The sequence below is a fragment of the Stutzerimonas nosocomialis genome, from assembly GCF_005876855.1.
GTDB classification, from domain to species: domain Bacteria; phylum Pseudomonadota; class Gammaproteobacteria; order Pseudomonadales; family Pseudomonadaceae; genus Stutzerimonas; species Stutzerimonas nosocomialis.
Genome location: NZ_QLAE01000046.1, coordinates 1 through 26762 on the forward strand (window position 1 = coordinate 1; position 26762 = coordinate 26762).

General features: G+C 63.0%; 29 protein-coding genes, 1 tRNA gene and 2 pseudogenes. 17 read left to right on the forward strand and 15 right to left on the reverse strand.

What is annotated here, in order from left to right; genetic code table 11:
* On the forward strand, window positions 1-2544 hold a 2544-nt coding region (gene mutS / locus DN824_RS20155; protein ID WP_138410146.1), incomplete at its 5' end, for a DNA mismatch repair protein MutS.
* 120 nt (window positions 2545-2664) lie between these two features.
* Window positions 2665-2988: a ferredoxin FdxA gene (gene fdxA / locus DN824_RS20160; RefSeq protein ID WP_138410147.1), complete on the forward strand. Its 324-nt coding sequence runs from the start codon at window positions 2665-2667 to the stop codon at window positions 2986-2988.
* A gap of 87 nt (window positions 2989-3075) precedes the next feature.
* Here the strand turns inward: fdxA and DN824_RS20165 are convergent, their stop codons facing one another.
* From DN824_RS20165 to DN824_RS20185, 5 genes are all read right to left on the reverse strand, one after another.
* Window positions 3076-3267: a CsbD family protein gene (locus DN824_RS20165; RefSeq protein WP_138410148.1), complete on the reverse strand. Its 192-nt coding sequence runs from the start codon at window positions 3265-3267 to the stop codon at window positions 3076-3078.
* A gap of 88 nt (window positions 3268-3355) precedes the next feature.
* Window positions 3356-4348, reverse strand: coding sequence for a glucosaminyl phosphatidylglycerol flippase (locus tag DN824_RS20170; protein WP_138410149.1), 993 nt, complete (start codon window positions 4346-4348; stop codon window positions 3356-3358).
* Entirely contained in the window at window positions 4345-5109 is a 765-nt protein-coding gene (locus tag DN824_RS20175) for an N-acetylglucosaminyl phosphatidylglycerol deacetylase (RefSeq protein WP_138410150.1), read from the reverse strand. Before DN824_RS20175 ends, DN824_RS20170 begins: the two co-directional genes overlap by 4 nt.
* On the reverse strand, window positions 5102-6217 hold the full coding sequence (locus tag DN824_RS20180; protein WP_138410151.1) for an N-acetylglucosaminyl phosphatidylglycerol synthase: 1116 nt from the start codon (window positions 6215-6217) through the stop codon (window positions 5102-5104). The genes DN824_RS20175 and DN824_RS20180 overlap by 8 nt, the downstream gene beginning before the upstream one ends.
* 193 nt (window positions 6218-6410) lie before the next feature.
* Window positions 6411-7286, reverse strand: a complete 876-nt coding sequence (locus tag DN824_RS20185) for a YihY/virulence factor BrkB family protein (RefSeq protein WP_138410152.1) — start codon at window positions 7284-7286, stop codon at window positions 6411-6413.
* Between the two features lie 319 nt (window positions 7287-7605).
* On the opposite strand from DN824_RS20185, the gene DN824_RS20190 reads away from it, so the two are divergent.
* The 9 genes and pseudogenes from DN824_RS20190 to DN824_RS22755 all read left to right on the forward strand — a co-directional run.
* Window positions 7606-7902: a hypothetical protein gene (locus tag DN824_RS20190; protein WP_138410153.1), complete on the forward strand. Its 297-nt coding sequence runs from the start codon at window positions 7606-7608 to the stop codon at window positions 7900-7902.
* Between the two features lie 521 nt (window positions 7903-8423).
* Window positions 8424-8834, forward strand: a complete 411-nt coding sequence (locus DN824_RS20195; RefSeq protein ID WP_138410154.1) for a DUF4279 domain-containing protein — start codon at window positions 8424-8426, stop codon at window positions 8832-8834.
* Window positions 8835-8875: 41 nt separating this feature from the next.
* Window positions 8876-8998, forward strand: coding sequence for a type II toxin-antitoxin system RelE/ParE family toxin (locus DN824_RS20200; protein WP_241666745.1), 123 nt, complete (start codon window positions 8876-8878; stop codon window positions 8996-8998).
* Complete coding sequence (locus DN824_RS20205; RefSeq protein WP_414718423.1) at window positions 8998-9288, forward strand: HigA family addiction module antitoxin; 291 nt, start codon at window positions 8998-9000, stop codon at window positions 9286-9288. The genes DN824_RS20200 and DN824_RS20205 overlap by 1 nt, the downstream gene beginning before the upstream one ends.
* Window positions 9289-9579: 291 nt before the next feature.
* Window positions 9580-10263, forward strand: coding sequence for a DUF6610 family protein (locus DN824_RS20210; protein WP_138410156.1), 684 nt, complete (start codon window positions 9580-9582; stop codon window positions 10261-10263).
* Window positions 10250-10861, forward strand: a complete 612-nt coding sequence (locus tag DN824_RS20215) for a hypothetical protein (RefSeq protein ID WP_138410157.1) — start codon at window positions 10250-10252, stop codon at window positions 10859-10861. Before DN824_RS20210 ends, DN824_RS20215 begins: the two co-directional genes overlap by 14 nt.
* 126 nt (window positions 10862-10987) lie before the next feature.
* Window positions 10988-11524: pseudogene (locus DN824_RS20220) on the forward strand (hypothetical protein); the annotation flags it as partial.
* Window positions 11521-12504: a phage integrase gene (locus DN824_RS20225; protein ID WP_138410158.1), complete on the forward strand. Its 984-nt coding sequence runs from the start codon at window positions 11521-11523 to the stop codon at window positions 12502-12504. The pseudogene DN824_RS20220 and the gene DN824_RS20225, both read left to right, overlap by 4 nt.
* Window positions 12505-12519: 15 nt before the next feature.
* Window positions 12520-12678 (forward strand): annotated as a pseudogene (locus DN824_RS22755) (YhfG family protein); the annotation flags it as partial.
* A gap of 78 nt (window positions 12679-12756) precedes the next feature.
* On the opposite strand, the gene DN824_RS20235 reads toward DN824_RS22755, so the two are convergent.
* The 5 genes from DN824_RS20235 to DN824_RS20255 form a co-directional block, all read right to left on the reverse strand.
* Window positions 12757-12832 (reverse strand) — tRNA-Thr (locus DN824_RS20235).
* Window positions 12833-12932: 100 nt separating this feature from the next.
* Window positions 12933-13706, reverse strand: a complete 774-nt coding sequence (locus DN824_RS20240) for a DUF3618 domain-containing protein (RefSeq protein WP_138410160.1) — start codon at window positions 13704-13706, stop codon at window positions 12933-12935.
* Window positions 13703-14149, reverse strand: coding sequence for a phage holin family protein (locus DN824_RS20245; RefSeq protein ID WP_138410161.1), 447 nt, complete (start codon window positions 14147-14149; stop codon window positions 13703-13705). The genes DN824_RS20240 and DN824_RS20245 overlap by 4 nt, the downstream gene beginning before the upstream one ends.
* Window positions 14146-15039: a hypothetical protein gene (locus DN824_RS20250; protein ID WP_241666746.1), complete on the reverse strand. Its 894-nt coding sequence runs from the start codon at window positions 15037-15039 to the stop codon at window positions 14146-14148. Before DN824_RS20250 ends, DN824_RS20245 begins: the two co-directional genes overlap by 4 nt.
* A gap of 461 nt (window positions 15040-15500) precedes the next feature.
* Window positions 15501-17303 (reverse strand): glycoside hydrolase family 5 protein, encoded by a 1803-nt coding sequence (locus DN824_RS20255; RefSeq protein WP_138410162.1) that lies wholly within the window; start codon window positions 17301-17303, stop codon window positions 15501-15503.
* A 508-nt stretch (window positions 17304-17811) separates the two neighbouring features.
* Between DN824_RS20255 and DN824_RS20260 the strand changes: the two genes are divergently transcribed.
* Window positions 17812-18027, forward strand: a complete 216-nt coding sequence (locus DN824_RS20260; RefSeq protein ID WP_138410163.1) for a hypervirulence associated TUDOR domain-containing protein — start codon at window positions 17812-17814, stop codon at window positions 18025-18027.
* Window positions 18024-18605, forward strand: a complete 582-nt coding sequence (locus tag DN824_RS20265) for a DUF488 domain-containing protein (RefSeq protein ID WP_138410164.1) — start codon at window positions 18024-18026, stop codon at window positions 18603-18605. The genes DN824_RS20260 and DN824_RS20265 overlap by 4 nt, the downstream gene beginning before the upstream one ends.
* 11 nt (window positions 18606-18616) lie before the next feature.
* Here the strand turns inward: DN824_RS20265 and DN824_RS20270 are convergent, their stop codons facing one another.
* The 3 genes from DN824_RS20270 to DN824_RS20280 form a co-directional block, all read right to left on the reverse strand.
* The gene (locus DN824_RS20270) at window positions 18617-19468 is read right to left on the reverse strand and encodes a CvfB family protein (RefSeq protein ID WP_138410165.1); all 852 of its coding nucleotides are present in this window, start codon (window positions 19466-19468) and stop codon (window positions 18617-18619) included.
* A 78-nt stretch (window positions 19469-19546) separates the two neighbouring features.
* On the reverse strand, window positions 19547-21877 hold the full coding sequence (locus DN824_RS20275) for a membrane-bound PQQ-dependent dehydrogenase, glucose/quinate/shikimate family (protein WP_138410166.1): 2331 nt from the start codon (window positions 21875-21877) through the stop codon (window positions 19547-19549).
* A gap of 202 nt (window positions 21878-22079) precedes the next feature.
* Window positions 22080-23204 carry a PQQ-dependent sugar dehydrogenase gene (locus DN824_RS20280; protein WP_414718424.1) on the reverse strand — a complete coding sequence of 375 codons (1125 nt, stop codon included), beginning with the start codon at window positions 23202-23204 and terminating at the stop codon, window positions 22080-22082.
* Window positions 23205-23418: 214 nt separating this feature from the next.
* Here DN824_RS20280 and DN824_RS20285 point away from each other — a divergent pair, with 214 nt between their 5' ends.
* Window positions 23419-23607, forward strand: a complete 189-nt coding sequence (locus DN824_RS20285) for a hypothetical protein (RefSeq protein ID WP_138410168.1) — start codon at window positions 23419-23421, stop codon at window positions 23605-23607.
* Between the two features lie 92 nt (window positions 23608-23699).
* Window positions 23700-24407, forward strand: a complete 708-nt coding sequence (locus DN824_RS20290; RefSeq protein ID WP_138410169.1) for an RNA pseudouridine synthase — start codon at window positions 23700-23702, stop codon at window positions 24405-24407.
* Between the two features lie 39 nt (window positions 24408-24446).
* Here the strand turns inward: DN824_RS20290 and DN824_RS20295 are convergent, their stop codons facing one another.
* A complete protein-coding gene (locus DN824_RS20295) occupies window positions 24447-24863 on the reverse strand; it encodes a 3-isopropylmalate dehydratase (RefSeq protein WP_138410170.1) in 417 nt (138 codons plus the stop codon).
* Between the two features lie 75 nt (window positions 24864-24938).
* Window positions 24939-25409: a GreA/GreB family elongation factor gene (locus DN824_RS20300; protein WP_138410171.1), complete on the reverse strand. Its 471-nt coding sequence runs from the start codon at window positions 25407-25409 to the stop codon at window positions 24939-24941.
* Window positions 25410-25614: 205 nt separating this feature from the next.
* Here DN824_RS20300 and DN824_RS20305 point away from each other — a divergent pair, with 205 nt between their 5' ends.
* Together DN824_RS20305 and DN824_RS20310 are read left to right on the forward strand one after the other, a co-directional pair.
* Entirely contained in the window at window positions 25615-26016 is a 402-nt protein-coding gene (locus DN824_RS20305; RefSeq protein ID WP_158295338.1) for a DUF4878 domain-containing protein, read from the forward strand.
* A gap of 8 nt (window positions 26017-26024) precedes the next feature.
* Window positions 26025-26657, forward strand: a complete 633-nt coding sequence (locus DN824_RS20310) for a C40 family peptidase (protein WP_138410173.1) — start codon at window positions 26025-26027, stop codon at window positions 26655-26657.
* Window positions 26658-26762 lie beyond the last annotated feature (105 nt).

The window sequence follows — 26762 nt, forward strand, 5'->3', positions numbered from 1 at the left end:
ATGATGCAGCAATACTGGAAGCTCAAGAACGAGCATCCGGACCAGCTGATGTTCTATCGCATGGGCGACTTCTACGAGCTGTTCTACGAGGACGCCAAGAAGGCCGCCCGGTTGCTGGACATCACCCTGACCGCACGGGGTCAGTCGGCGGGCAACGCGATTCCGATGGCGGGCATTCCCTTTCATTCGGCCGAGGGTTATCTCGCACGCCTGGTGAAGCTGGGCGAGTCGGTGGTGATCTGCGAGCAGATCGGCGACCCCGCCACCAGCAAGGGCCCGGTGGAACGCCAGGTGGTGCGCATCATCACCCCCGGCACGGTGAGCGACGAGGCGCTGCTGGACGAGCGGCGCGACAACCTGCTGGCGGCCGTGCTCGGCGATGAAAGACTGTTCGGCCTCGCCGTGCTGGACATCGCCAGCGGCCGCTTCAGCGTGCTGGAGTTCAAGGGCTGGGAAACGCTGCTGGCCGAACTCGAGCGCATCAACCCGGCCGAACTGCTGATTCCCGATGACTGGCCGCAGGGCCTGCCAGTGGAAAAGCGCCGCGGGATTCGCCGCCGCGCGCCCTGGGATTTCGACCGCGACAGCGCCTTCAAGAGCCTCTGCCAGCAGTTCGCGACGCAGGATCTGAAGGGTTTCGGCTGCGAAAAGCTGACCCTGGCCATCGGCGCCGCCGGCTGTCTGCTCGGCTACGCCAAGGATACCCAGCGCACCGCCCTGCACCACCTGCGCAGCCTGCGGCACGAGCGGCTGGACGACACCGTGGTGCTCGACGGGGCGACCCGCCGCAACCTGGAACTGGACACCAACCTCGCCGGGGGCCGCGACAATACCCTGCAATCGGTGGTCGACCGCTGCCAGACCGCCATGGGATCGCGCCTGCTGACGCGCTGGCTGAACCGCCCCCTGCGCGACCGCAGCGTGCTGGAGGCCCGCCAGGACTCGATCACCTGCCTGCTCGAGCACTACCGGTTCGAACAGATCCAGCCGCAGCTCAAGGACATCGGCGACCTGGAGCGCATCCTGGCGCGCATCGGCCTGCGCAATGCCCGTCCGCGCGACCTGGCGCGCCTGCGCGATGCCCTGGCCGCCCTGCCGCAGCTGCAGGCCGGCATGCAGGATCTGGTCGCCGGCCACCTGATCGACCTGGCGAAGAGCATCCGCACCTATCCCGAACTGGCCGACCTGCTGGCGCGGGCCATCATCGACAACCCGCCCGCCGTGATCCGTGACGGCGGCGTGCTCAAGACCGGATACGACGCCGAGCTCGACGAGCTGCAATCGCTGTCGGAAAACGCCGGCCAGTACCTGATGGACCTGGAGACCCGGGAAAAGGCGCGCACCGGCCTGGCCAACCTCAAGGTCGGCTACAACCGCGTGCATGGCTACTTCATCGAGCTGCCGAGCAAGCAGGCCGAGTCGGCACCGGCCGACTACATCCGCCGGCAGACGCTCAAGGGCGCCGAGCGCTTCATCACGCCGGAGCTCAAGGAGTTCGAAGACAAGGCGCTGTCGGCCAAGAGCCGCGCCCTGGCGCGGGAGAAGATGCTCTACGAAGCCCTGCTCGAAACCCTGATCGACCACCTGGCTCCGCTGCAGGAAACCGCTGCCGCCCTGGCCGAGCTGGACGTGCTGAGCAACCTGGCCGAGCGCTCGCTGACGCTGGACCTGAATCGCCCGCGTTTCGTCGACGAACCCTGCCTGAAGATCGACCAGGGCCGCCATCCGGTGGTCGAGCAGGTGCTCGACACGCCCTTCGTCGCCAACGACCTGACCCTCGACGACAGCACCCGCATGCTGGTCATCACCGGCCCGAACATGGGCGGCAAGTCCACCTACATGCGCCAGACCGCGCTCATCGTGCTGCTGGCGCAGATCGGCAGCTTCGTCCCGGCCAAGGGCTGCGAACTGTCGCTGGTCGACCGTATCTTCACCCGCATCGGCTCGTCCGACGACCTGGCCGGCGGGCGCTCGACCTTCATGGTGGAGATGAGCGAGACCGCCAACATCCTGCACAACGCCACCGACAAGAGCCTGGTGCTGATGGACGAGGTCGGGCGCGGCACCAGCACCTTCGATGGCCTGTCGCTCGCCTGGGCGGCCGCCGAACAGCTGGCCCGGCTGCGCGCCTTCACGCTGTTCGCCACCCACTATTTCGAGCTGACGGTACTGCCGGACAGCGAGCCGGTGGTCGCCAACGTCCACCTCAACGCCACCGAGCACAACGACCGCATCGTCTTCCTGCACCACGTACTGCCCGGCCCGGCGAGCCAGAGCTATGGCCTGGCCGTGGCGCAACTGGCCGGCGTGCCGAGCGATGTGATCCAGCGGGCGCGCGAACACCTGTCGCGCCTGGAAACCACCAGCCTGGCCCAGGAGCGCCCGCTGCAGCCAACTGCCGGGGGCGCTCCGGCGCCGATGCAGAGCGACCTGTTCGCCAGCCTGCCGCACCCGGTGATCGACGAGCTTTCGCGGGTCAATCCCGATGAGCTGTCGCCGCGCCAGGCGCTGGAATTGCTATACAGCCTGAAAACACGCGTCTGAAGCCTGGCAAAGCTGCTAGAATCGCGCGCATTTTTGATTTAGCGGCATGCCTGGTGCCGATTTGCTGCCGACCGGAGGGCGACTGCCCTTGCCCTCCGACAGCCCGAGGAGATAGCGAGAATGACCTTTGTCGTCACCGACAACTGCATCAAGTGCAAATACACCGATTGCGTGGAAGTCTGCCCGGTGGACTGCTTCTACGAAGGCCCGAACTTCCTGGTCATTCATCCCGATGAATGCATCGACTGCGCGCTCTGCGAGCCGGAATGCCCGGCCCAGGCCATCTTCTCCGAAGACGAAGTGCCCGAGGACATGCAGGAATTCATCCAGCTCAATGCCGACCTGGCCGAAGTCTGGCCGAACATCACCGAAAAGAAGGAAGCCCTTCCGGACGCCGAGGAATGGGACGGCAAGAAGGACAAGCTGCAGCACCTGGAGCGCTGAGCCGCCCTTGCAGCCAAATGAAAAAGCCCGCATCCCAAGGATGCGGGCTTTTTCGTTATGGGGCCCAGGCCCCAGCGGTAACGCGGGTCAGGCGCGATCGACCCTGTCCTTGACAGTGTCTTTGACGTCGCCCTTGAGTTGCTGGGCATCGCCCTTGACTTCCTGGCGCTGGCCTTCGCGTTTCATGCTGCCGTTACCGGTGGCTTCGCCGACGCCCTGTTTGATCTTGCCGACGGCTTCGTTGGTGTTGCCTTTGATTTTGTCTTCAGCACTGCTCATGTGCGTCTCCTCCACGTTTCTCTATAGGTAAAAGATTGACCACACGAACGCGACCCGAGTTGCCTCCGCTTATCGGGACGTCGCGCGCTCAGGCCTGACGGGCACGGATCAGCCGATTGAGCAGCGGGCGTCCGGCCAGGTGGAGGAACACCGGCGCCCCGACGATGAGATAGAAGTAATAGGTGACGAAGCGCCAGATCAGGATGGCGGCCGCCGTGGTCGACTTGCCCGCCAGCGGTGCGAGCAGGGCCATGGAGGCCAGCTCCGCACTGCCAGCGCCGCCGGGCAGCAGGCTCAGCTGTCCGGCCGTGAGCGCCAGCATCTGCACCAGGAAGGTCCAGGCCCAGGCGATGTCGCGGCCGAGGCCCTGCAGCGTCAGGTAGAGCACGCTGTAGCGCAGCAGCCAGTGCACGCTGGTGAGCAGGAATACCGCCAGCAACGTTCGCCGCGGCAGCCGCAGCGTCAGGCCCAGCTCATTGCGAAAGCGCAGCACGCGCCTGGCCCAGCGGTGGCGCTTGCGCCGCGCCACGCCCAGCCGTCGAAGCGCCCGGCCGTTGAAGCGAAACAGCCCGCGGTGATAGCGCCCGACCAGGACCAGCAGCACCAGCACGGCGCCGAGCAGCGCCACGCCGACCATCAGCAGGTTGCCGACATGGGCGCTGAGGGCATGGGTCACGGCGTAGACCAGCACCCCGAACAGCGCACAGCAGAAGAACAGCAGATCGCCCAGATGCTCGACCGCGAAGGCGGCGGTCGCCCTGGCCGGCGCCACGCCCCGGCGCATCAGTAGGGCCGCCAGGGTGATCGGGCCGCCCGCCCCCGCCGGCGTCGCGCAGATGGCGAACTCGGTCGCCACCACGATGCCCAATGCCCGGCGTTGACCGAGGGTCTGCAGGCCGAGCAACAGCCGCAGGCGCAAGGCATTGAGCGACCAGCAGACCAGGATCATCGCGATCATGATCAGCAGCAGGCCTGGCGGAAAGCTGCGCAACCGCTCGAACAAGCCGGTCCCGCCCAGTAGCGCAGGTATCAGCACCGCCGCGAGCAAACCGCCCAGCAGCAGCCAGAGCCCGCGGCTCACGCCGCGACGCTCGAACGGGGCGTCTGCCGAAGGAGCCATCGATGCTTAGTGACCGGCTGACGCCCGTCTTCGAGCAGCCTCACCAGCAAGCGGAGCCAGTAGTCGCGCGAAAAACCGTGGCGCATATCGACCGGATGCAGGCCGAGCCGCAGCACCGGCGCCTGCCGGTAGCGCTCGGCCATGCGGTCGCTGACGACCCGCGAGACGCCCCTGCGCCAGGCGCTGCGAGCGCTCCAGACCAGGCCGGGAGCATCGACCGAAGTGAAATCGGGCAGCCGATAGAAGTGCTGCGGGTCGCTCGTATAGGCCAGCCCCGAGGTCGCCAGGGCCCGCCTGGCACCTTCGCTCAACAGCCAGGCCGGGGCGACGAAGCCGTGCAGCGGCCACCCGAAGCGGTCGAACACCGCCATGCCCTGTTCCAGGCGCTGCTGCGCCTGCGCCTCGTCCAGCGCATAGAACTCTCCCTCGTGGGTATACACCCGGCGCATGAACCAGTCGCGGGGCGAGCGCGGCGGCGGCGCTTCGTCGGCGTGGGAGAACCCGTGCAGGATGAGCTCGTCGCCCCGGCCCGCACGCGCGTCGAGCAGGCGACGAAAGCCCGCGGCGTCCTGCAGGGGATTGCGCCGGTGAAAGTCCGGCACGACCAGCCAGTTGATCGGGATCGGGCCGAGCGCATCGACCGCCGCCACGAACGCCTGGTAATCGGGCCAGGTCTCCGGTGCCACATCGTGCAGCACCAGCATGAGCGCGCGCTCAGCCATGCATGGCCACCGGCAGCGGGGAGACATGCAGCGACGCCTGGTAGTGAGCCAGCAGCCCGGCGACCACCGCGTCCCAGGCGTGGTGAGCCTCCACATGGCGACGCGCCTGCTGGCCGAGCAGGCGCGGATTGCCCTCGAACAGCTCGCGCACCGTCTGCGCCATGGCCTGGGGGTCCAGCGGGCGGCACAGTCGCCCCGTATGGAACGGCACGATTTCCTGGAGCGCACCGGCGCGCGTGGCGATCACCGGGATACCGCAGGCCATGGCCTCGAGTGCGACCAGGCCGAAGGTTTCCTGGTTGCCCGCGTGCAGCAGCACATCGCTGCTGGCCATCAGCCGGGCCACTTCGGCGGCGGGACAGAAGCGATGGATGACCGTCACATTGTCCGGCACCCGCCTGGGCATCCCCGACCCCACCAGCAACAGGTGATAGGGCTTGCCCAGCAACTGCGCGGTGCGCAGCAGCACCGGCAGGTTCTTCTCCCGCGATCCGCGACCGGCGAAGATCAGCAGTCGCGTCTCGTCGGGCAGCCCCAGCTCGGCGCGCAGGTTGGCGTCGCGCCGCTCCGGCCGGAACGTCCGCAGGTCGACGCCGAGCGGCTGGATGAACACGTTGCGCACGCCGAGCGATTCGAGTTTGTCGGCCATGACCTGGCTCGGCGCGAGCACCCGGTCGAAACTGCGGTACAGGCGCGCCACGTAGCTGTTCATGTTGGCGCCGAACCAGGAGCCCAGACGCTTGCTGGCCAGCAGAGGCAGATCCGAGTGATAGAACCCGATGATCGGAATATCCAACCGCCGGCCGGCATCGAGCGCGGCCCAGGCGGTGAGGTAGGGATCGCCGACTTCGATCAGGTCCGGCTGCAGGCTGCTCAACACCGAGCGCCAGGGGCCACGGCGCAGCGGGAAGCGATAGCCCTTGCCGAACGGCAGGGCGGGTGCGGGAACCTGATAGATGCCGTCGTTCTCGGTGTACCCGCTGCCCGGGACGAGAACGCTGTGGCGTATGCCGGGATAGCGCTGCAGGTGGCCGTGCTTGGCCTCGAGGTAGGTGCGAACGCCGCCGCTGGCCGGCGCGTAAAACATGGTCATATCAGCGATATGCAAGGTAAAGCGTCTCCGTTCGGCCTCGATGCAGAGTCTTCAGCACCGTTCGACAGGCATCGCGAAGCGCACGAAGGCCGCTCGCTTACAGGATCGACGCTGAAAGATTCTGTAATGAATCTAATTGACCGTAACGTGACAGAGTTGTTCGACAGCGATGACGCGGACTGGAGACCAGCCCGCGCCCTACCATCGATCAACTGTCGAGCTTCTTGTCTCCCGGGTCCTTGCCTTCGCTGGACGCATGCTCGATGACGGCGTTGAGTTCAGCCCCGAACAGCAGAACGGCCGAGGAGATGTAGAAATACATGAGCAGGATGATGATGGCCCCGATGCTGCCGTAGGTGGCGTTGAAATCGGCGAAGTTCTGCACGTAGATACCAAACCCCACCGACGCGGCGATCCAGACGATCACCGCCAGTACCGACCCCGGGGTGATGAAGCGAAACTCCTGCTCGACGTCCGGCATGGCGTAGTACAGCGCTGCCACCACCAGCATCAGCAGGATCACCACCACCGGCCAGCGCAGCCAGGTCCAGAGAACGACCACGACATGCTGCAGGCCCACCTGCGATGCCAGCCACTCCATCACCTGGGGGCCGACGACCATCAGGCCGGCCGCCCCCAGCAGGATGAACGCCAGCGCGAAGGTGTAGACCACCGACAGCAGATACAGCTTCCAGCCAGGGCGCCCTTCCTCCACGTCGTAGGCGACGTTCATCGCATTCATCAGCGAGCGCACCCCCCGCGCCGCCGCCGCGATCGCCAGCAGGATACTGAAGGAAAGCAGGCCGCTTTCCTGATTCTGCAGCTGATCGATCACGCTGTTGACCTGCTCCAGCGGCTCGTCCGGCAGCACCAGCGCGGCCTGCTCCCTGAGCCAGGTGAAGAACTCGGGCAGATGCAAGAAACCGAGCATCGCGATGAGAAACAGCAGGAAGGGAAACAGGGAGAACAACGCCCGGTACGCCAGCGCGCACGCGTGGGTGGACATATCGTCGTTCGCGAACTCCTTGACCGTTCGCTTGGCCAATTCGAACAGGCTCAGACCGCCAGTTTTGAAGAACCCCATGCTCGCCCCTGCTGAAGTCTATTGATACAGGTCGGACGATTCCCCGTATCAGTAGTTCGCCTGTGCCCGCCGAACGGACGCTCCAGAGACCCCTAAGGCGCCGGCATGGCGAAAGGCGCATGACCCACTCTCATGAAGGAAACGAAACGGCCGCCTTTATCCAAAAGAAGGCCCGACGCCAGCACGGAACGCTTTTTTGAGACACCTGTCTCAGTTCGGCACCGTCGCGCACCTAAAAGGCGGCCTCACCCGACCGCCTTCCCGACGCGGTCGCATGGATATGAAGGCCCCAGGCCAGACGAAAATAAGGAGAGAATCGATGATTGCCGACTACCTGTACAACATGGCCATGTTCTACGGCCTGATCTTCACCTCTGCCGGCTTCGTCCTCGGGCTGTTCTACAACAGCCGCAAGGTGTATCGCCTCGAGGACAAAGTGCAGCGCCTCAAGCGCACCGTTCGCCATCTGTCCCACAAGCTGGATCAGGACCGGGAACCGGAGCTTTTCGAAACCCCGCAACACGCCTCGCACTCCGAAGCACCACGCCAAAAGCCAGCCCACGGGCAACCCATGGATGGCAAGTTCATGGCGATGGACATGCAGGTCGCCAAGTAACGACCCGATCGGCGATGCCGCAACGCATCGCCATCGCCCGGACGCAGCGCCGGACCGGCGCGGGGCCGAACGGATCTTTGATAAGAACAGCGACTCGGGCCCACCTTGCGCCTTACCCCATGCAAGGCCGCCCTGGCTGACGTCGGACCGCAACCCTGCCTGGTTGCGCTTCGCCCGCAGACATCGACTCTCCATAAAGCCACTAACCGACCGCGCGAGCTGGGTAGTTGCGCTGCCCCCAAAAGAAAAGGGTTAGCTTTCGCCAACCCTTTCTTTGGATGTCTCTGGTGCGGTGAGAGGAGTCGAACCCCCGACCTTCGCATTACGAATAAGCGCCACTTCCCTCGGCAGACGCTGGAAGCCAGTAAAATCGGGGGGGTCAGCTACCACTATTCGTTGGTTAATATCCGCTACTTGGATTTTTGGGGGCGCAAGGGGACACTTCCCCAATCCGAAGCTGCTCGATATAAAACCAAGCATTACGAGTCGGCTCATCCTAGTCAGATAACGAGAAGCACCTCATGGCACACGTCAGCCGCTCAAAGGCGTCACTGAGAATAATCGGTGACAGCCTGAATCCCTCGGAGATATCGAAGCTTCTCGGCCGAGAAGGGACGATGATGTATGCCAAAGGCGAGATATTCACAATCAAAGCCACAGGCAGGAACGTAACAAGAAAATCAGGCCATTGGTCGCTGTCCGCTCAAGCTCATGAGCCTGAGGATATTGACGGTCAAGCAAAAGAGATACTTGATCAGCTCACAGATGACCTCAATATCTGGAGCAAGCTATCAGCGTCCTACAAATGTGACCTTTTCTGCGGCCTGTTCCTGCAGGAGAGTAACGAAGGATTAGACATTCATCCTTCAACGCTAAAGCGCCTAGCCGACCGAGGCATATCACTTTCACTGGATATCTATGACGGCTCCTGATATCCGGGTGTGAGGCTTATCAGTCAAGGAGAATCTTCCGCTTGCACCCGTTCAAAGGCGAAATGCGGGGGCGCTGGTCGATCATGGTGAACGGCAACTGGCGGCTGACGTTCAAGTTTCGCGACGGAAACGCTTATGTCTTGGACTATGAGGATTACCACTGATGAGCATGCACAACCCTCCCCGTCCTGGTGAGTTCATCACCGATATCTACCTGGAGCCGAATGGCATCAGCGGCCGCGAGCTGGCGGAAAAGCTAGGCGTTGCCCCCTCTACCGTAAGCCGCGTCTTGAAGGGCACCAGTCGCGTTACGCCGGAAATGGCATTGCGCCTATCCATAGCGCTTGGCCGCTCACCTGAAAGCTGGCTCGCCATGCAGATGCCTACGATCTGTGGGTTGCCCGGCAGCATGTGGATTTGCAGCATGTTGGCAAGCTGGCTTTTGCGTGAGTGAGCGAATATGACATTTGCTGTCCTAGCCAACTATGCCGCATCAATGAAAGAGTTCAAACGAGACCCTATTGGGGTCATCGAGAAAGCTGGCGGCGAGGCTGTGCTTGTTATCGAACGAGACAAGCCGGCTTTCTATGTCGTGCCCCGAGCTATACGCGGTAATGGCTAATACTATCAATGAAAAGCCGCCGACATAAGCGAGAAGAAGAGTAAAACTTCAAATAAACCAAAAAGCAAAAAGCAAAAAGCAAAAAGCAAAAAGCAAAAAGCAATCAACATAACGGCGGTGTAAATGGATGTACTGAAGTTCGTTGCGCATAGCAAACGAGTGATAAAAATCGCCTTGGAACATAACTGGCTCCCCGGAGCTAGATACACCAACCTGAGAGATGTAAGGAGCTTTGACTTTCAAAGCAATGGTTTTCTGGATATAGACTGGAAGAACTACAATCTTGAAAGACATCTTGAAGCAGCGGCTCAGCAAAAACCAAAGCTGACAATTGCTAGAGATGTAGAGTGCATATTTCAACTCGATAGCATACTGCGTGAAGCCGAAAAGCTAGCAAAATATTCAGAGTATGTGGCAATCGTGCCCAAAGACCCACTACTAAACGGCAGAATCACCGAACTGATCCCTAAGGAATATATTCTTGCTTATAGCGTACCTACTAAATATGGCGGAACAAAAGTAGACACCGCGAGCTTTGACAGGCCGGTTCACTTATTAGGTGGAAGACCTGACGTACAGCGTCGATTAGGAGAGCAGCTGGAGGTATTTTCCTTTGACTGCAATCGTTTTACCTACGATGCGCAATTTGGCGACTACTTCGACGGACAGACCTTCAGGCCACACCCAATAGGAGGCTACGAAAGATGCATAGTCGATTCAATCCAGAATATCAGTAAACTCTGGATAAATTACCGATCTAAACCGAATCAAGAGCCAGCGAGGGAGGTTCACCATGGACGCCCGTAAAGAGTTCCTAATAAAGATGTATGAGCAGATGCTGAATGACATCAACCGGCACATCATGGTTGTATGGCAAAGCATTGGCGTACTAATTGGTGCATTCGCAATCTTTGCTCTAGTAGAAAAAAACATTGTATCGCTCGATCTAGCAACAGCGATTATTCTCCTACTTAGCTCATGGCTGATCGCGCACTTGCTTGATGCTTCGTATTGGTACAACAGGAACTTAGTAATCATTGCCAATATAGAGCGCCAGTTTTTAATTCAAGACGACCTAAAAAATATCCACTGCTATTTTGGGGAACATAGAAAAAAGAACAAAATGATTGATCATTTGCGAATTCAGCTTGCCCTCGGGCTAACTCTAGCAGCGCTAGTTCTTGCGTATCACTTTTTTGAAAGAGTTTTACCCGGCCTTTCTGCTCCACTAGCGAACTTCGATCCCACAAGAGCGTTACCCTATCTGCTGACGGCATTATCTACGGGATACTTGATTTGGTTTGAAATCAAAACAAAAGATAAATACGAAACCTTCTTAAGGAACTCACCTGGAATTCCAGTAAATGCTAACGGAATAGATTATTCGGTTGGGCATGGCCAATAATTTTATATTGAAAGGTGTGTGAGCCTATCAATGCCGATTAGAAGTAGCCATTTATGCCACTACGAGCGATCGTAAAGTTCATTACGATCGCCGTCCCCTCTGCGAGAATCATTGCCGGGCGCTTCGCGCTGTAACTATGATCCAGCCCAGGACGTGTGGCGGGTTGAGCTGCGCTACCACCATTCAGTCATTCAGCAATTCGCCAGCGGCTCGATTGACGTGAAGACCGGGGAAGCCATCGACACAGACTCCTTCGCCGCCTTCTCGGCCCATCTGGACGGCCTGTGGCGATACGGCCTGCGCCAGTTCAAGCTGATCGCCCGCCCTGGTTACTACGAGCCGATCTGGACACTGATGCGCGATGACGTGCGGGTAGATGTGCCCGTGGATTCGCTGGTGGATGACACCGAGTACAAGCGCTACTACAAGACCTCCCGAGGCTTCTCGGGCAAGAACGTGGAGCTGTTCCTGGGAAACTTCGTAAGCCTGCTGGCAAGGGAGCGGGTGGGCGCAAAAAAGGCGTTTGAGACGCTCCAGCAATGGGACTGCTGGCCGGTAATCCGCGATCATTACGCCGCCAAGGAAATGACCGAGCGTGACCTGTACAAGCACATCAAGGCACTGCTCGAGGAGCGTCACGTTCGCTGGAGGCGAGCTGTTTGATCACCAAGGGTCCAACCGGCTGGGACGTGGATTTCTGGCTGGATAGAACAGCCGGCATCCGCAAGCGCAAGCGTGGCTTCCGCACCAAGAGCGAGGCCGAACGTTGGATGGTCGATCTGCCTCGGGAGTACAGCCACCGTGGCCGCGACCCGGGCGAACGGCTCGCCGATCTGGTGCAGGTCTGGTACGAACTGCATGGCGCCACGCTCAAGGATCAGAAACGCTACGGGCGCACCCTGGCGATAGTCGAAGCCCTGGGCAACCCGATTGCCTCCAGCTTCACAGCGCTGGATTTCAGCCGCTACCGGGCCGAACGCCTGAAGAGCTGCACCCCGGCAACGGTGAACCATGAACACCGCTACTTGAAAGCCGTGTTCAACGAGCTGATCCGCCTCGGCGTCTGGCATGAGGCCAACCCCGTCGCCAAGCTGCGGCAACTGCGCGTCGATGAAACCGAGCTGACCTATCTCACCCTGGACGAATGCCGGATGGTGCTGGATGAATGCGCCGCGTCGACCAACAGCCACACCCTGCCCGTCGCCAAACTCTGTCTGGCTACCGGTGCTCGATGGGATGAAGCGGAGTCGATCACCCGAAACCAGCTGCTGAACGGGCAAGTTCGACTCGCCAGGACGAAGAATGGACGCGTGCGGACCATCCCCGTACCGGATGATCTGGTGAAGCTGATGCTGGAACGCGGCTACCCGGGATCAGGCCGGCTGTTCAGCTCTTGCCGATCGGCGTTCCGCAAAGCCTATGAACGCACCGGCCTGCACACACCCGGCCAGCTGACCCATATCCTGCGGCACACCTTCGCCAGCCACTACATGATGCAGGGCGGCAACATCCTCACGCTGCAACGAATCCTCGGCCACGGTGATATCAAGATGACGATGCGGTACTCGCATCTGGCGCCGGATCACTTCGCGACTGTGCTGACGCTTTCGCCGCTTTCACTCTTGGCCCAGAATCACCGCTAAAGCGAGGCGAATAGCGTGTCCAACATTTCTCTGGAAGCAAAACGCGCGTACTACGCACGGGTCCGTCGATCCAACTACATAGCGAGCCTGCGCCTCGAGGGGTTCGACGTAACGCCCGCTGATGCAGACCGAGAGCTACCAACCCGGCAAGCCGCGCTGGAAGCACTACAGAACGCGGGACAAGAAAGGGAAACTTGTGAGACACCGCTACAAACGAAAAAGGGCTAGCCGAAGCTAACCCTTTGATTTCATTGGTGCCGGTGAGAGGAGTCGAACCCCCGACCTTCGCATTACGAATGCGCTGCTCTACCTACTGAGCTACACCGGCGCCGCGGCGGATTATCGAAGTTTGTTTCGCAGGACTCAAGCCCATGGGACGAAAATGGCCTGCCGTTTCCGGCAGGCCATCGAGCCGAACATACGGGCGATCAGTGTGGACGTGAAGCCGTCTGAGCGTTGTCGTTGCTCATGTCCTGCTTGACCTGACGGGCAACGTCTTCGCCGACTTCGCTGACGCGCTCGTATCCTTCCTGGGCCTTGTGCTTGAGCTTGTCGGCGATGTCATCGCGCGCCTCGCCCATGAGCTCGTCTTCCTGGCGCGTGGCCGGGACGCTCGCGGCGAGCAAGGCGCCCAGCGCGATGCCGATCGCTCCCACCGCCAGCGGTTGCTCCTGCAACAGGTGGCTGAAGCCTCCGCGCGCACGGTCGGCGGTATCGCGCAGGCTGTCGGCGGTATGACGCAGCGTATCGGCAGCCTGGTGGCTGGTGTTGCTCACCCGGTCACGAGCGCTGCTCAGCGAGCTGGCCACGTCGTGCTGCAGGTGGCTGGCCTTTTCCTTGATGCCGGCACCCTGATGCTTCAGGCCGTCGGCCTTGGCACCGAGCTTGTCGCCAAGCGAAGGGCCGGTGGAATAGCTGTGCTCCACGCGGCGGTTCTGCCCGGCCATCAGCCAGATCAGCCCCACCGACGTCAGCAAGGTAGGTACCGGGTTGGCTTTCACCGTGTTGCTGAGGTTGCTGAAGAACTCGCCACCGCCACCTTTCACATACCCCAGGGCAGTGTCGATCAGCTCGCCGGGGGACAGCTTGTTCTCCAGCGCGGTGACGATGTCACCGATCTCGGCGCGCTGCTGGTCGATTTCACGCTCGAGGGTTTTGGGGTCCTTCTGGGATTCGAGGTCGATCTGGTTGTTCGTACTCATGATACGTGCTCCCGGACGGCTTCCTTATCTTTGTTCATCGAATGGATCGTGCGCTCGGGCCGGAACGACGAGGCTTCGAATTTCTTCTTGCCTGCCGAGACCATGACCGCGCCGATCACCATGACCACCACGCCCACGATCAGCGCCGCCAGCCATTGCTGCATGAACAGGCTCAGGCCATAGACCGCGGCCATCAGCAGGACGATGAAGCCGCCCAGCAATACCGCGCCACCGGTCGCCACGCTGGCAACGCCGGCCTTGGTGGCATTGAGCGACTCGGTCAGCTCGGCCTTGGCCAGCGCCAGCTCCTTGGTGAACAGCGACGGCACTTCACGGGTGAGCTGGCGAAGCAGGCCGCCCACCGAGGTGTCGTGGCTGTGGTCCGTCATCGGATCGGACGCGCCAGCCACGTAGGGAGTATCCATGGTGCGTTGCTCTTTCATGGCAGAAGCCCTCCATCGGTACCTTTGCTGTCACGGCTGGTGGTGGAACCCGCGCCGCCGGTGGTATGCGAAGCCGAGGCAGTCGAGGACGGGGAGGAAGACAAGGTGCCCGCATTGGACACGCTGCCAACGCTCGCACCACTGGCGCCGCTGTCGACATGGCGATTGATTTCGGCCTGGCTGGGCAGCCGACCGCCGCCATAGCCGCCGCTGGTGCCGTGGTCGGTGGCCAGTCCGCTGGAGGACACGGTGGACGAGGACGTCGCCCCGCCGGTGCGCATCGAGCGCGTGTCGGCACTACCCGGATGGGACCGATGGCCGGACGCCTTGGCGAAGCGGGTCAGCCCAAAGCCCAGCGCGATGCTGCCGGCGATGAACAGCGCCGGGTTGTTGCGCGCGAGGGTGTTGACGTCACGCAGCAGATCGTCGGCGCTCTTGCCGCGCAGGTCATCGGCGAACCGCACCATCGACTGCGCCATGTCGGACACGTAGTGCGACAGCCCGGTGCTGTCCTGGTGCTCCAGTTCGCTGGCTGCGGCCTTGGCGCTCTGCGCGACTTTTTCCAGCTGGTCGGCGGCCGTGCCGCGGAACTGCTCGAACTGTTCGCGCCCCTGGGACTTGGCCTGGTCGGCGACCTGATGGGCCTTTTCCTTGAGCGGCTCGCTCGCCTGCGAACCGGTGGACGAGGAGCCGGTGTGCACATCGGACCGGGTCTGGCTGAACGGCGCAGCCTGACCACCTTGAGCGCCCTGCCCGCTTTGGGTGCCTTGCGATGAACCACCCGCGCCCTGCGACGGCGAGCCAGGCGCGGTACCGGTACTGGAATGCGAGGATGACGGCGTCTTGGGTTGACCACCGTATCCAGTGATTTCGTCTTCGGGTGTCGTCATTTTCTTCACCTTTATAGATGTGGCTGGGTCGGATGATCACGATCCGCCAACTTGCCTTGACAAGCTGGTGCCGCATGCGCGTGTAAGCGCGTACATAAAAGGTGACCGAAGCTGAAATAACGAGTTCCGCCTTGTCGGCGCCCTTCGAAAGCGCCGTCGCACGCCGCATTCGGAGGGCCTGGGACACCGGTTCGAGTGCCCCCTGGCCGGCGTTGTCCGCTGGGAGGCCCGGGCCACGGGCGCCCGACGCAAGTCGTTGGAAAACAAGCGAAACGGCGAAAATACCGTTCGTCGCGAGCCGATTACGGCTTCGGTTGAATCCTGCGAGCCGTTTGCCAAGCGAGTTCCGACGAACAGCAGGTCACTTCGGCGCCGAACCACGCATCGCTGCACGTTCGAAAGCCCAAACCGAAGATAAAAAAAACGGGCCCAGAGGGCCCGTTTTTCGGTTCGACGACGGCTTACAGCGGGCCGATGGTCGAGCAGGTTTTGGCTGCGCCAGCGTGCTTCTGCAGGATCGGCAGCTGAGGACGCGCCTTGTTGCTGGTGACGTCGAGCGACATCGAGTACTCACCCCACCACGGACCGGCAGCCCAGTAGGTGCTCGGAATGCAGTTCTGACGCAGGTAAGCCAGCAGGTTGTCGGTCGCGACCATCGCCGAAGGCGAGAAGTCCGGTACACCGTGCTCACCGAGGAAGCCACGCAGCTTATGCTGCTTGAGCCACTCGACGAACGGCTTGACGCGGTTGACTCCAATCATCGGATCGAAGGTTTCAGCCTTGTTGAAGTAGTTACCCGAGAAGTCACTGTCGATATACATGTGTGCTTCGTATACCAGGTTGTTCTTCGGATCACGCATCCACGGGTTCTGAATCAGACGGCTGTTGTAGCTCGGCCAGTGATAAGCACTCGACCAGCGCTCGCCCGCAACGAAGATCCAACGGTTCTTGTCGACTGCGCGTACTGCTTGAGCAGCAGCAAGTGCAGCGGCCGGCCAACCGTCATTATTATCGTGCGGTTCGTTCATCAAACCGTAACCATATACGGCAGGATGGTTGACGACTTTCTGAGCGATCAGGCGCCAGGCATTTGCAAACTGCGAGATCGGTACGTCAGGCGTATTGATCTGCTTACCGTAGTAACGGTAGTAGTTGTGCATGTCGAGAACGACTTTGATGCCATATTTCTGTGCGTGATCCAGGGACTGCATCAGACGCGCAAGTTCTGCGTTATTAAGTTCTGCACCAAGTTTGGGCTGAATACGCTCCCACAGGAAGCCCAGACGCACCAGCTTGAAGCCCAGCTCACTGTGACGCTTGTAGTAGGACTCGGCGGCATAGGTGTAGTTGGTGTTGTAAACACCCGGCACATTGCCACCGTCGAAGACGGCAGAGCCGAAGTTCACACCGACCAGGTCAAGCTTGGCGCCGTTGCTCGGCGTGCTGGTGACCGGCGCGGTGGGCGTCGGGGTGGGGGCTACCGGAGCAGTCGGCTTCGGAGCGGTCACCACCGGAGCGGTCGGCGTGCTGGTAACCGGCGCGCTCGGCGTGTTCGTGGCCGGGTTGCTGGTGACAGGTGCCGATGCAGAGCCTGCGGAAACGATTTTCAGCGTCTTCGGATGGCCGACGGCAGTGGCGTTCAGCGCCGCGCCTTCGAGGAAGATGCTCATGTTGTTGCCAACGATCTGGGCAACGGTGATCTTGCGCATCTGACCGTCAGCCAGCTGCACGGTGGCGCCGACCTTGAAGGCCGCCTTGTTGGCGTCGGTGCCGGCGATGGAGAAGCCCGCCGACTTGCGCCATACGCCGTTCAGCCAATCGCTGTTGGTGAAAGCGTTGATGCCGGAGGTGTGCAGAACGGTGGCAGCGCCCGAACCGGTGGAAACGGTCTTGGGGAAGCCGACCTTGTTACCGTCCAGTACCGCGCCGTCGAGCATGACGCTCAGCGAGCTGCCGACGTTATATATGGCGACAACTTTACGAGTCTGGCCGTCTGCAAGTGTGACGGAAGTGCCAACTTTAAAAGCGGCGATATTGGCGCTGGTTGCCGGGATCGAGAAACCAGCCGACTTCCTCCAAATACCATTCAGCCAGTCACTGCTGGTGAAGCTATTAAGAGTCGAAGTTACAGAAGCCGACGCAGAAGTAGTAGCAGCAGTCGAGGCGCTAGCTGGCGAAGCGACAGTATAGCTACCAAGTACAGCGGCAAGTGCGATGGAAGCGGCAAGTGCCTTATGGGCACCGGCGAAAGTATTCATGAACATTTCGTCTCTCCGAAACTTAATACTTCAAAAGGCGCGAAACCTTTAAAAAAGTGGCGAGAGGTTAATAAAGACATTCGGACGCTTGCTGGATCAAAGTCTCAATTCACGAAACCGAACGATTCGTCACAACGAAGAAGAGCGGGTAGAAACCGGGGCAAATCCGTTGTGTGGCGTATTTATAATAGGTTTCCGAAAGCATGGGAAATTTTTCTGGCGTCAATTCGGCGTCAGAAACTCGACAAAAAACCTTACTTGCCACTACATGGCCAGTATATTTTGGCCAAGTGCCAGTATTTATTGATTGCCTATATGCCCGTCACTGCGGCTTTCTTGATTTTTTAATGGCGTCAGTTTTCTGAATACGGGTGTCTGGAACAGCGCCTCGAGCCGGGTAAAAAGCCGACGAACGGCAGGGGTAAAAAGCCCTTCGATCCCGCCGACCGCACCGCCGCGCGTGACGCAGGTCCCACCTTCATCGACACCGCAGAAATGGCCAGAGGGCATATCGATGAGCCAGCGCTACAAAAGCGGGGAAAAGGTGAAATGGAATTCGGAAGCCGGATGGATCCTGGGCGAGATCGTGAAGGTGCACACGAGCGACACCGAGTTCATGGGGCGCACGCGGCGCGCCAGCCCCGAGGAGCCGCAATACGAAGTCAGGAGTGCCAGGACTGGCCATCTGGCGATGCACAAGGAAAGCGCGCTGCACCGGGTGACTGAATGAGCGCACCGAGCGAAGTCTGGACGATCGGCCACTCCACCCGTTCGCTCGACGCCCTGCTGGAGGTACTGCGTGCGCACCGCATCGAAGCGCTGGTGGACGTCAGGCGATTCCCCGGTTCGCGGCGCCTTCCGCAGTTCGGCGAACGCCCCCTGCGCGAAGCGCTGGCGCAGGAGGGGATCGACTATATATGGATAGAGGCGCTTGGCGGACGGCGTCGGCCCGCGCCCGACTCGCCGAACGACGCCTGGCGCAACACGGCGTTCCGTGGGTATGCCGACCATATGGCCAGCCAGGCATTCGCCGAGGGGTTCGCCCGTTTGTGGGAAATCGCCGCGCGCCAGCGCACCTGCATGATGTGCGCCGAGGTCCTCTGGTGGCGGTGCCACCGCTCCCTGATCTGCGACGCACTCAAGGTACGCGGGGTCGAGGTGCTACACATCCAGGATCAAAAGGAGGCGACGCCCCACCCCTTCACCTCCGCGGCACGGCTCGAAGGAGAACGGTTGAGCTACCGTGCCGGCGAAGGCCGGGCCGCCAATGGCCGCGAGCAGGCACCGCAGCTGCGGCTGGACCTCTGAACGGGCGCGGTCTAGCGAGAGGGGTGTGCCGCGGCTTCGATCCGGTCGGCGTGGATGACGATACGCCCCTGTTTATAGAGGCCGCCGATGGCCTTCTTGAAGTTGCCCTTGCTGACGCCGAACAGGCGGACGATATCCTGCGGCGGGCTCTTGTCACTGACCATCAGCACGCCGTCGCTGGCTTCCAGCTTCTGCAGGATCAGCGCCTGCAGACTGTCGGCGGCCTCGTTGCCCACCGGTTGCAGGCTGAGGCTGATCTTGCCGTCGCCGCGGATTTCCTTGATGAAGCCCGATTCGCGCATGCCGCTGCGCAGGAACTTGAACACCTCGTTCTTGTGGATCAGGCCCCAGTGCTTGCCGTTGATGATGGCCTTGAAGCCGAGGTCCGTCGCCTCGACCACCAGCAGGTCCACGGCCTCGCCGACCTCGTAGCGTGCCGGCGTCGTGTCCAGGTAGCGGTCCAGACGCGCGGTGGCGGTGATCCGGCGGGTGCGCTTGTCGACGTAGACGTACACCACGCAGTAGTCGCCTTCCTGCAACGGGCGCTTCTCTTCGGAATGGGGCAGCAGCAGGTCCTTGGACAGCCCCCAGTCGAGGAACAGCCCCACCCGGTTGATCTCCACCACCTTGAGGCTGGCGAATTCGCCCACCTGCACCTTCGGCCGCTCGGTCGTGGCGATCAGCTTGTCTTCGCTGTCGAGGTAGACGAACACGTTCAGCCAGTCATCCACCTCGGTCGGGACGTCCTTGGGGATGTAGCGGTTGGGTAGCAGGATCTCGCCGTCCGGGCCGCCGTCCAGGTAGAGGCCGAAACCGGTGTGCTTGACGATCTGCAGGCTGTTGTAGCGCCCGATGGCGGCCATGTTTTCGGATCCTGAAATGAAAGCCGGCAATTCTAGCAGGCCATCGAACGCGCCCGGCGCACGTTCGATGGCGGGCCGCTAGCGCGGCAGTGCGTAGGCGATGATCGAATCACCCGCCTTGGTACCCAGCGAGCCGTGACCTCCGGCAACGACCACGACGATCTGCCGACCGGCCTGGCTGCGGTAGGTCATGGGCGTGGCCTGCCCGCCGGCCGGCAGGCGTGCCTTCCACAACTCGCGACCGTTGGTGACGTCATAGGCCCGCAGGTAGTAGTCCAGCGTGCCGCTGAGGAAGGCCACGCCACCGGCCGTGACGATCGGACCGCCCAGGCTCGGCACGCCCATGCGAAACGGCAGCGGCAGTGGCGTCAGGTCCCGCACGGTGCCGTTGCGGCGCTGCCAGGCCGTACGGCCGGTACGCAGATCGGCCCCGGCCACGTAGCCCCATGGCGGTGCGGTGCAGGGCAACCCTATCGGCGAGACGAAGGGCCCGAGCTCCACGGCGAACGGCGCGCCGAAGTTTTCGTTGAGGTACGGCGGCTCGTCGGAGACGTAGGTGGTCGTGTCGTCCTGGCGCGGTATCAGCCGGGACGTGAAGGCCAGATAGGCCGGCGTGCTGAACACCATCTGCCGCACCGGATCGACCGCCACGCCGCCCCAGTTGAACACGCCGAAATTGCCCGGATAGATCAGCGATCCCTGCTCCGAGGGCGGGGTGTAGCGTCCGTCGTAGCGCAGCGAATGGAACTGGATGTGGCAGAGCATCTGGTCCACCAGGGTCACGCCCCAGAGGTCCTTGCCCTCCAGCTTCGGCGGCTCGTAGGACAGCGCCGACGCCGGCTGGGTGGCGGCCACGCGATCGCCCTTGGCCGCGCCCTGCGGCGCCGGGACTTCCTCCACCGGCAGGACCGGCTCGCCATTGCGCCGATCCAGTACATAGATGTCGCCCTGCTTGGTCGGCGCGACCAGGGCGGGCACCAGGCCGTTCTCGGTCTGGATGTCGACCAGGCTCGGCTGCGCCGGCACGTCCATGTCCCAGAGGTCATGACGGACCGTCTGGAACACCCAGCGCAGCGCCCCGGTATCGACGTCCAGCGCGACGATCGACGACGAGAAGCGTTCGGTGTTCGGCCCGCGGTTGCCACCCCACTGATCCGGCACCTCGTTGCCCAGCGGGATGTAGACCAGCCCCAGGGCTTCGTCGACGCTGGAGACGCTCCAGCTGTTCGGCGAGCCGTTGGTGTAGGTCTGCCCCTCGGCGATCGGCTCGGTCTGCTCCGGATTGCCCGCGTCCCAGTTCCACCTGAGCTCGCCGGTATTGACGTCATAGGCGCGGATCACGCCGGACGGCTTGTTCACCGAGACGTTGTCATTGACCGCGCCGCCGATGATCACCAGGCCGCGGGACACGACCGGCGGCGAGGTGGAGTAATAGAAGCCTTCGGTGACGTTGGGCATGTTGGCCCAGAGGTTGATCTGCCCGCCCTCGCCGAAGCCGGGGCAACGCTGGCCGGTGCGGGCATCGAGCGCCAGCAGACGCGCGTCGGCGGTCGGCATGAACAGCCGCGAGGCGCAAAGCGCGTCGCCATCCCCGGCAGGCGCCTGGTGATAGGCCAGCCCGCGGCAGGTCAGGTGCTGGCGGTTGACCGAGTCGGGCACCTCGGGGTCGTGCCGCCAGCGTTCGGTGCCATTGTCCGCATCCAGGGCGATGACCAGGTTGTGGGGCGTGCACAGATAAAGGCTGTCGCCGATCTTCAGCGGGGTCACCTCGTAGGTGGTTTCCTCCGGATCGGTGGGCCGACGCAGGTCACCGGTGTGGTAGTGCCAGACTTCCTCGAGGCGATCGACATTGCGCACCGTGATGTCTTCGAGCGGTGAATAGCGCATGCCCTGCTGGGTGCGGCCGTAGGCAGGCCAGTCATCGTCGCTGCCCCGCTCGAACTCGGTCGGTGCCGCGGCCAGGGGCGGCGGCAGCATGCCGCGGATCTCGTGGCTGGGCGTGGTGAGCGCCTGGAACGCGGCGGCGGCCCAGAGCACCACGGCGAGCATCAACGGCAACGCGGCGCCACCCCAGACGCGCCAGTCGAAGTACTTCCAGCTGAGTTTGCGGATCACCCAGGGCATCAGCAGCCAGAGCCCGAGCGGCGCGATGATGCTGCCGCGCGGCGCCAGCTGCCACCAGTCGAAGCCGACTTCCATCAGACCCCAGCCCAGGCTGCCGATCATCACCAGCGAGTAAACCCAGAGGGCGGTGCGTTTGCGCCTCAGCAGCAGCAGGCCGGTGAGCAGAAACCCTACCGCGACCAGGAAGAAGTACCACGTCCCCCCCAGGTCGATGACGCGAAACCCTCCGTACCCCAAGCCCAGTGCCAACAGAATGCAAAAGATCCCAGTGATGATGACCGCCACGCTGCCTCTCCTTCCAGCTCGACCTCTCGGGCAGCGCCATGCGTGAAGGCGCGCGCTGCCACCTGTGGTCTGTTGTTATCGGACTGGCAAAAGGCGCCAGCCCAAGCTATGGACAGGCATTCGGCGGGATCGCTCCCTGAAGCGTCGCCCGAAGCGCACCAGAACCGGCGTGCCGGGCGTGAGAACGGCGGGCGGGCGGCGGCTATTGGTCGTCGAGCCCCACCTGCAAGAGGCGTCCCTTGCTCGCATCGGTCAGCAGATAGAGGTAGCCGTCCGGCCCGAGGCGCACGTCGCGGATGCGCGCGCCCATGTCCTTGAGCAGCCGCTCGTCGCCCACCACCTTGTCGCCGTCGAGCTGCAGGCGGATCAGCGACTGATCGACCAGGGCGCCGATGAAGAGGCTGCGCTGCCAGATCGGGAAGCGATTGGCATCGTAGAAGGCCATGCCGCTCACCCCCGGGGACACCTCCCAGACGTAATGGGGCGCCTCGGTACCTTCGAACGTCTGACCCCTGGCTTCCGAAATCGGCTGCCGGCTGTAGTCGATGCCATGGGTGGCGAGCGGCCAACCGTAGTTCTTCCCGGCCTCGGGGATGTTCACCTCGTCCCCGCCGCGCGGACCATGCTCGTTGAGCCAGAAACGACCGGTCCAGGGGTTGAGCGCGGCGCCCTGCGGATTACGATGCCCGTAGGACCAGATCTCCGGCCGCGCACCGGCCTGGCCGACGAAGGGGTTGTCGTCCGGAACCTGTCCATCGGGATACAGCCTCACCACCTTGCCCTGGTGCTTGTCCAGGTCCTGCGCCGTCGGGCGCTGATTGTTCTCGCCCAACGCGATGAACAGATGACCTTCAGGATCGAAGTCCATCCGCGAGCCATAGTGCATGCCGGACGACAGCTTCGGCGCCTGGCGGAAGATCACCTCGAAATCTTCCAGCCGGCTCAGGTCCTCGGCCAGCCGCCCGCGGCCCACCGCCGTTCCCGATTGCCCACCCTCGCCCGCCTCGGCGTAGCTGAGATAAACCAGCCGATCCTTGGCGAAGTCCGGCGACAGGCGCACGTCGAGCAAGCCGCCCTGCCCCCGCGCATGGACCTCGGGCACGCCTTCGAGCGGTTCGGACAGCTCGCCGTCGAGCCTGACCACACGCAGCCGGCCCGGGCGCTCGGTCACCAGCATCCGCTCGCCACCGGGCAGAAACGCCAGCCCCCAGGGGTGCTCCAGGCCGCCGACGACTTCCCGGACCGTCACCGCCCCCGACGCGCTGTCGTAGCGCTCCACCTCGGCGGCCGACAAGGGCACGGCCGTGACGAGGGTGACTCCCAGCATGGCAGGCAACAGTACATGGCGAAGCATTGAACATCCTCCAAACGATCGATCCAGGACCGGATTAGGCCTCCGAACGCCAGCGGAGTGCGACAGGCGGGGCGCCTTGCCGCGCCCTTGGATGTTGCAAGAGATGACCGTCCGGAAAATACTCGAACAGAGTGGCCGGAAATCTGTATAATTTCCTGTTCGACTGACTGAAAGGACAGCAAAGACCATGGCCAGCAAAGCCACCAGCCCTGCCAAACGCAAGCCGGAACCCGCCACCGAAACCAGTTCGTCGCTTGCGGAACAAATGGCGGCCTTCCTCAAGGCCGGCGGCGAAATCCAGAAGATCCCCAACGGTGTAAGCGGCCAGACCCAGAGCCCCTCGCGCCAGATCACCATCAGCAAGAAGCACGCCTGAGCGACACCCGCCCGCCCCCATCAACGAGCCGCAGCGCCATCCCGACGCACGCGGCTCGTGGCTCCCACGCCTCCCCTCCCTCCGAGCCCGCCATGACCGAACCCGTCCGCCTGTCCAAGCGCGTTGCCGACCAGCTCCGTTGTTCCCGTCGCGAAGCCGAGCTCTATATAGAAGGTGGCTGGATCAGCGTCGACGGCCAGGTGATCGAGGCGCCGTTTCGCAAGGTGCCGCAGGACGCGACGATCGAGCTGCTGCCCGGCGCGACCGCAACCGAAGTGCCCCCGGTGACCCTGCTCTGGCACAAGCCGGCCGGCATCGACGGCGCCGAGGCGATTCTTTCGGCGGACCAGCGCTGGAGCGCGGACCCGACACGCCTGGCGACACTGCAGCGACATCTGCTGCGTCACACCCAGCTGTTTTCCCTGGCTCCCGAAGCCAGTGGCCTGGTGGTGTTCAGCCAGCAGCGCGGCACCATCCGCAGCCTCACCGAAAACGGCCACAAGCTCGAACAGGAATATGTCGTGGAAGTCTCCGGCGAAGCCGACGCCCGTGCCCTCGAGCGCCTGGCGCGAGGCTACACGCACCGGGGCGTCAGCCTGCCCAAGGCGAAGGCCAGCTGGCAGAACGAGACCCATCTGCGCATCGCCCTCAAGGGGCCCAGGCAGGACGACCTTCGCCAGCTCTGCGAAGCGGTGGGGCTGCGTCTGCTGGGCAGCAAGCGCATTCGTATCGGGCGCGTGTCGATGGCCAAGCTGCCGGCTGGCCAGTGGCGCTACCTGACCGACAACGAGCGCTTCTGACCGGGGCAGCGCCCCGCGTTCGCGGCCACGCCGGGCAGGCTAGTCCAGCGGCCTGATGTCGAAGCCGCTCTTCGCCTCGCTGACGATACGGAACCTGAGCGTCGCGCCTGCGCCCATCTGTGCCACCCGCTCGCGGTTGAGCCGCCCCTTGCTGCACAGCCCCGGGCCTTCCTCGTCGATGCCGATGCCGACGATGCGTGTGCCGGCCGGCACCTCGAAGCGGGCGTACTCGCCGATACCGATGCGCGCGGCGACGCGACGGTCGATGAGAAACGCCACGTTGCAACCGCCGCCGAGCATGCCGACATCGCGCTGCACCAGGACCTCGCCGCCACCCGGCACGTTCTGCTGGTAACCCAGCAGGCGCTCCTCGGGCACCGGGGAAATTTCATCCGGCGTGTAAGAGGAGCAGCCGGCGAGCGCCAGCAGGGGGAAGAGGCAGAGCATCGGACGCATGGGGACCCTCCATGGTGTATGGCAAGAGCGACAGACCTTGAGACAGCACCGCAGCGGCGATAGTGCAATGCCGGTTCAGTAGTGCTCGCGGATCAGGTAGTGCTGGCGCTGGCCGTTGACGCGTATCTCGACTTCATCGTCCTGCTCGCGACCGAGCAGCGCCTGGCCCAGCGGCGAGCGCGGCGAGATGACCAGGATCTCGCGCCCGCCGGCGACCAGCTTCAGCCCGGCGCCGTCCGGGCCCAGATACACCCAGCGCTCGCCGTCCCCGTGCTCCAGCGCCACCAGTGCGCCGATGCGGATGACATCGCCGCGCTCGACCTTCAGGTTGCGGTAGGCGGCGAGCGCGGTTTCGATCTCATGCACCCTGCGGCGCTGCCCGTCGGCGAGATACGCCGCCTCCAGGCCCCGGGTGTCGTACTTGTTCTCCGCCTTGCTCTCGGCATGAGTCGCGGCCTCGTGCGACGCCCGCAGCGCATCCTGGGCGATACGCAGGTCCTCCTGCAGGCGCTGGATGATCGACAGCTGAATCTCGGTGGTGTCCATGCAGGCGTCCTGGCACGCGGGGTGACGAACGCCCAGCTTACCCTGTCGCGCCGTCGCCCACGCATCCGTTTCACGCCCGGCCAGGCCCGCCGCGTGAGCAGAACGCCAACTATGCCCGCTGCCCTTCCGACTCGGTTCGCAGGCCCCGGCCAGAGCCGTCGATACACTTGCGCAGCCCAGTTCAATGCCATGCAAGGAGGCTGTCATGCGCTCGCTCAAGTACCTGCTCGCCCTGCTCGTCGCCCTCGCCGTGTTGCACGGTTGCTCGACCGACACCCCCGAAGACGTGGCCCGCGCCTTTACCGAGGCCGCCTACAGCGGCGACGTGGAACGCACCATCGAGCTGGTCGATCTGCCGGCCGGAACCCCGTCCGGCCGCAGCGAGCGGGTCCATGGCAAGCTCCAGGTGATGACCGGCAACGCCGCCAACAGGGCCGCCGCGCTTGGCGGAATCGACCGGATCAGCGTTGCGCCGGCCGAGTACAGCGACGACCACACCCGTGCCACCGTCCCTGTGACCCTGTCGTTCAAGGCCAGCGGCGCCCGCGACCACACCGACTGGGTGCACCTGGTCAAGGCCGGCGGAAGCTGGAAGATCAGGCTCTGATACCTGCCATGCTTTCTCGAATCCTTCGCCGGCCGCTCTGGCTGTGTCTCGCGGCGCTCTGCGCACTGGGCATGGCCAGCGCCTACGCGGTGCATCACCCGACGCTGGCGCCGACCGAGCCGAGTGTCGACATCCGCCACCTGCCGCCGCTGGCCATTGGCGACTGGGTCCTGCGCATGGGGACCTCGACCGATAGCCGTGTGGTGCAGCAACTGAGTTCGGGCGCCTACTCGCACATCGGCATGGTGGTGGCCGTCGAACCCCGGGTGATGGTCATCCACGCCACCACCGACGACCATCCGGAGCTGGCCAACCAGGTGCTGCTGAGCACCCTGGAGGAGTTCTTCCAGCCGGGCCTCGCGAGCCGTATCGCCATCGCCCGGCCGACCTTCCTGCAAACACCGCAGAAGCTCGCCATCGCCCGGGCGCTGCTCGCCGAACAGGGCAAGCCCTTCGTGCTGGAACCACGGGATACCGCCCACCGCTATTGCACCACCCTGCTCGCCGACGCCATTCGAGCCGAGCACCCCGCCTTCGACCCGCCCTGGCAGCACATCGACGTCGCCTTCTTTCGCGGCGAATACCTCTTCCCCCAGGCCTTCGTCGACTACCCGGGCGTCGAGTGGGTGTACCGCCGCTGAGCGAGCCGCATGTCAGTGTCCATCGACCCGGACACCGCGCGTACGTCTGCAAAGCCGAAGCCAGGAGCCAGAAGCTCGCAGTCAAGACCGCTCCCGTCCCTCCCC

What these genes read in the sequence shown, in the direction of transcription:
- fdxA (WP_138410147.1), top strand. Translation starts at nt 2,665, where the DNA reads ATGACCTTTGTCGTCACCGACAACTGCATCAAGTGCAAATACACCGAT.
- DN824_RS20165 (WP_138410148.1), bottom strand. Translation starts at nt 3,267, where the DNA reads ATGAGCAGTGCTGAAGACAAAATCAAAGGCAACACCAACGAAGCCGTC.
- DN824_RS20175 (WP_138410150.1), bottom strand. Translation starts at nt 5,109, where the DNA reads ATGGCTGAGCGCGCGCTCATGCTGGTGCTGCACGATGTGGCACCGGAG.
- DN824_RS20185 (WP_138410152.1), bottom strand. Translation starts at nt 7,286, where the DNA reads ATGGGGTTCTTCAAAACTGGCGGTCTGAGCCTGTTCGAATTGGCCAAG.
- DN824_RS20190 (WP_138410153.1), top strand. Translation starts at nt 7,606, where the DNA reads ATGATTGCCGACTACCTGTACAACATGGCCATGTTCTACGGCCTGATC.
- DN824_RS20195 (WP_138410154.1), top strand. Translation starts at nt 8,424, where the DNA reads ATGGCACACGTCAGCCGCTCAAAGGCGTCACTGAGAATAATCGGTGAC.
- DN824_RS20205 (WP_414718423.1), top strand. Translation starts at nt 8,998, where the DNA reads ATGAGCATGCACAACCCTCCCCGTCCTGGTGAGTTCATCACCGATATC.
- DN824_RS20210 (WP_138410156.1), top strand. Translation starts at nt 9,580, where the DNA reads ATGGATGTACTGAAGTTCGTTGCGCATAGCAAACGAGTGATAAAAATC.
- DN824_RS20215 (WP_138410157.1), top strand. Translation starts at nt 10,250, where the DNA reads ATGGACGCCCGTAAAGAGTTCCTAATAAAGATGTATGAGCAGATGCTG.
- DN824_RS20240 (WP_138410160.1), bottom strand. Translation starts at nt 13,706, where the DNA reads ATGAGTACGAACAACCAGATCGACCTCGAATCCCAGAAGGACCCCAAA.
- DN824_RS20245 (WP_138410161.1), bottom strand. Translation starts at nt 14,149, where the DNA reads ATGAAAGAGCAACGCACCATGGATACTCCCTACGTGGCTGGCGCGTCC.
- DN824_RS20250 (WP_241666746.1), bottom strand. Translation starts at nt 15,039, where the DNA reads ATGACGACACCCGAAGACGAAATCACTGGATACGGTGGTCAACCCAAG.
- DN824_RS20255 (WP_138410162.1), bottom strand. Translation starts at nt 17,303, where the DNA reads ATGTTCATGAATACTTTCGCCGGTGCCCATAAGGCACTTGCCGCTTCC.
- DN824_RS20260 (WP_138410163.1), top strand. Translation starts at nt 17,812, where the DNA reads ATGAGCCAGCGCTACAAAAGCGGGGAAAAGGTGAAATGGAATTCGGAA.
- DN824_RS20265 (WP_138410164.1), top strand. Translation starts at nt 18,024, where the DNA reads ATGAGCGCACCGAGCGAAGTCTGGACGATCGGCCACTCCACCCGTTCG.
- DN824_RS20270 (WP_138410165.1), bottom strand. Translation starts at nt 19,468, where the DNA reads ATGGCCGCCATCGGGCGCTACAACAGCCTGCAGATCGTCAAGCACACC.
- DN824_RS20280 (WP_414718424.1), bottom strand. Translation starts at nt 23,204, where the DNA reads ATGCTGGGAGTCACCCTCGTCACGGCCGTGCCCTTGTCGGCCGCCGAG.
- DN824_RS20285 (WP_138410168.1), top strand. Translation starts at nt 23,419, where the DNA reads ATGGCCAGCAAAGCCACCAGCCCTGCCAAACGCAAGCCGGAACCCGCC.
- DN824_RS20290 (WP_138410169.1), top strand. Translation starts at nt 23,700, where the DNA reads ATGACCGAACCCGTCCGCCTGTCCAAGCGCGTTGCCGACCAGCTCCGT.
- DN824_RS20295 (WP_138410170.1), bottom strand. Translation starts at nt 24,863, where the DNA reads ATGCGTCCGATGCTCTGCCTCTTCCCCCTGCTGGCGCTCGCCGGCTGC.
- DN824_RS20300 (WP_138410171.1), bottom strand. Translation starts at nt 25,409, where the DNA reads ATGGACACCACCGAGATTCAGCTGTCGATCATCCAGCGCCTGCAGGAG.
- DN824_RS20305 (WP_158295338.1), top strand. Translation starts at nt 25,615, where the DNA reads ATGCGCTCGCTCAAGTACCTGCTCGCCCTGCTCGTCGCCCTCGCCGTG.
- DN824_RS20310 (WP_138410173.1), top strand. Translation starts at nt 26,025, where the DNA reads ATGCTTTCTCGAATCCTTCGCCGGCCGCTCTGGCTGTGTCTCGCGGCG.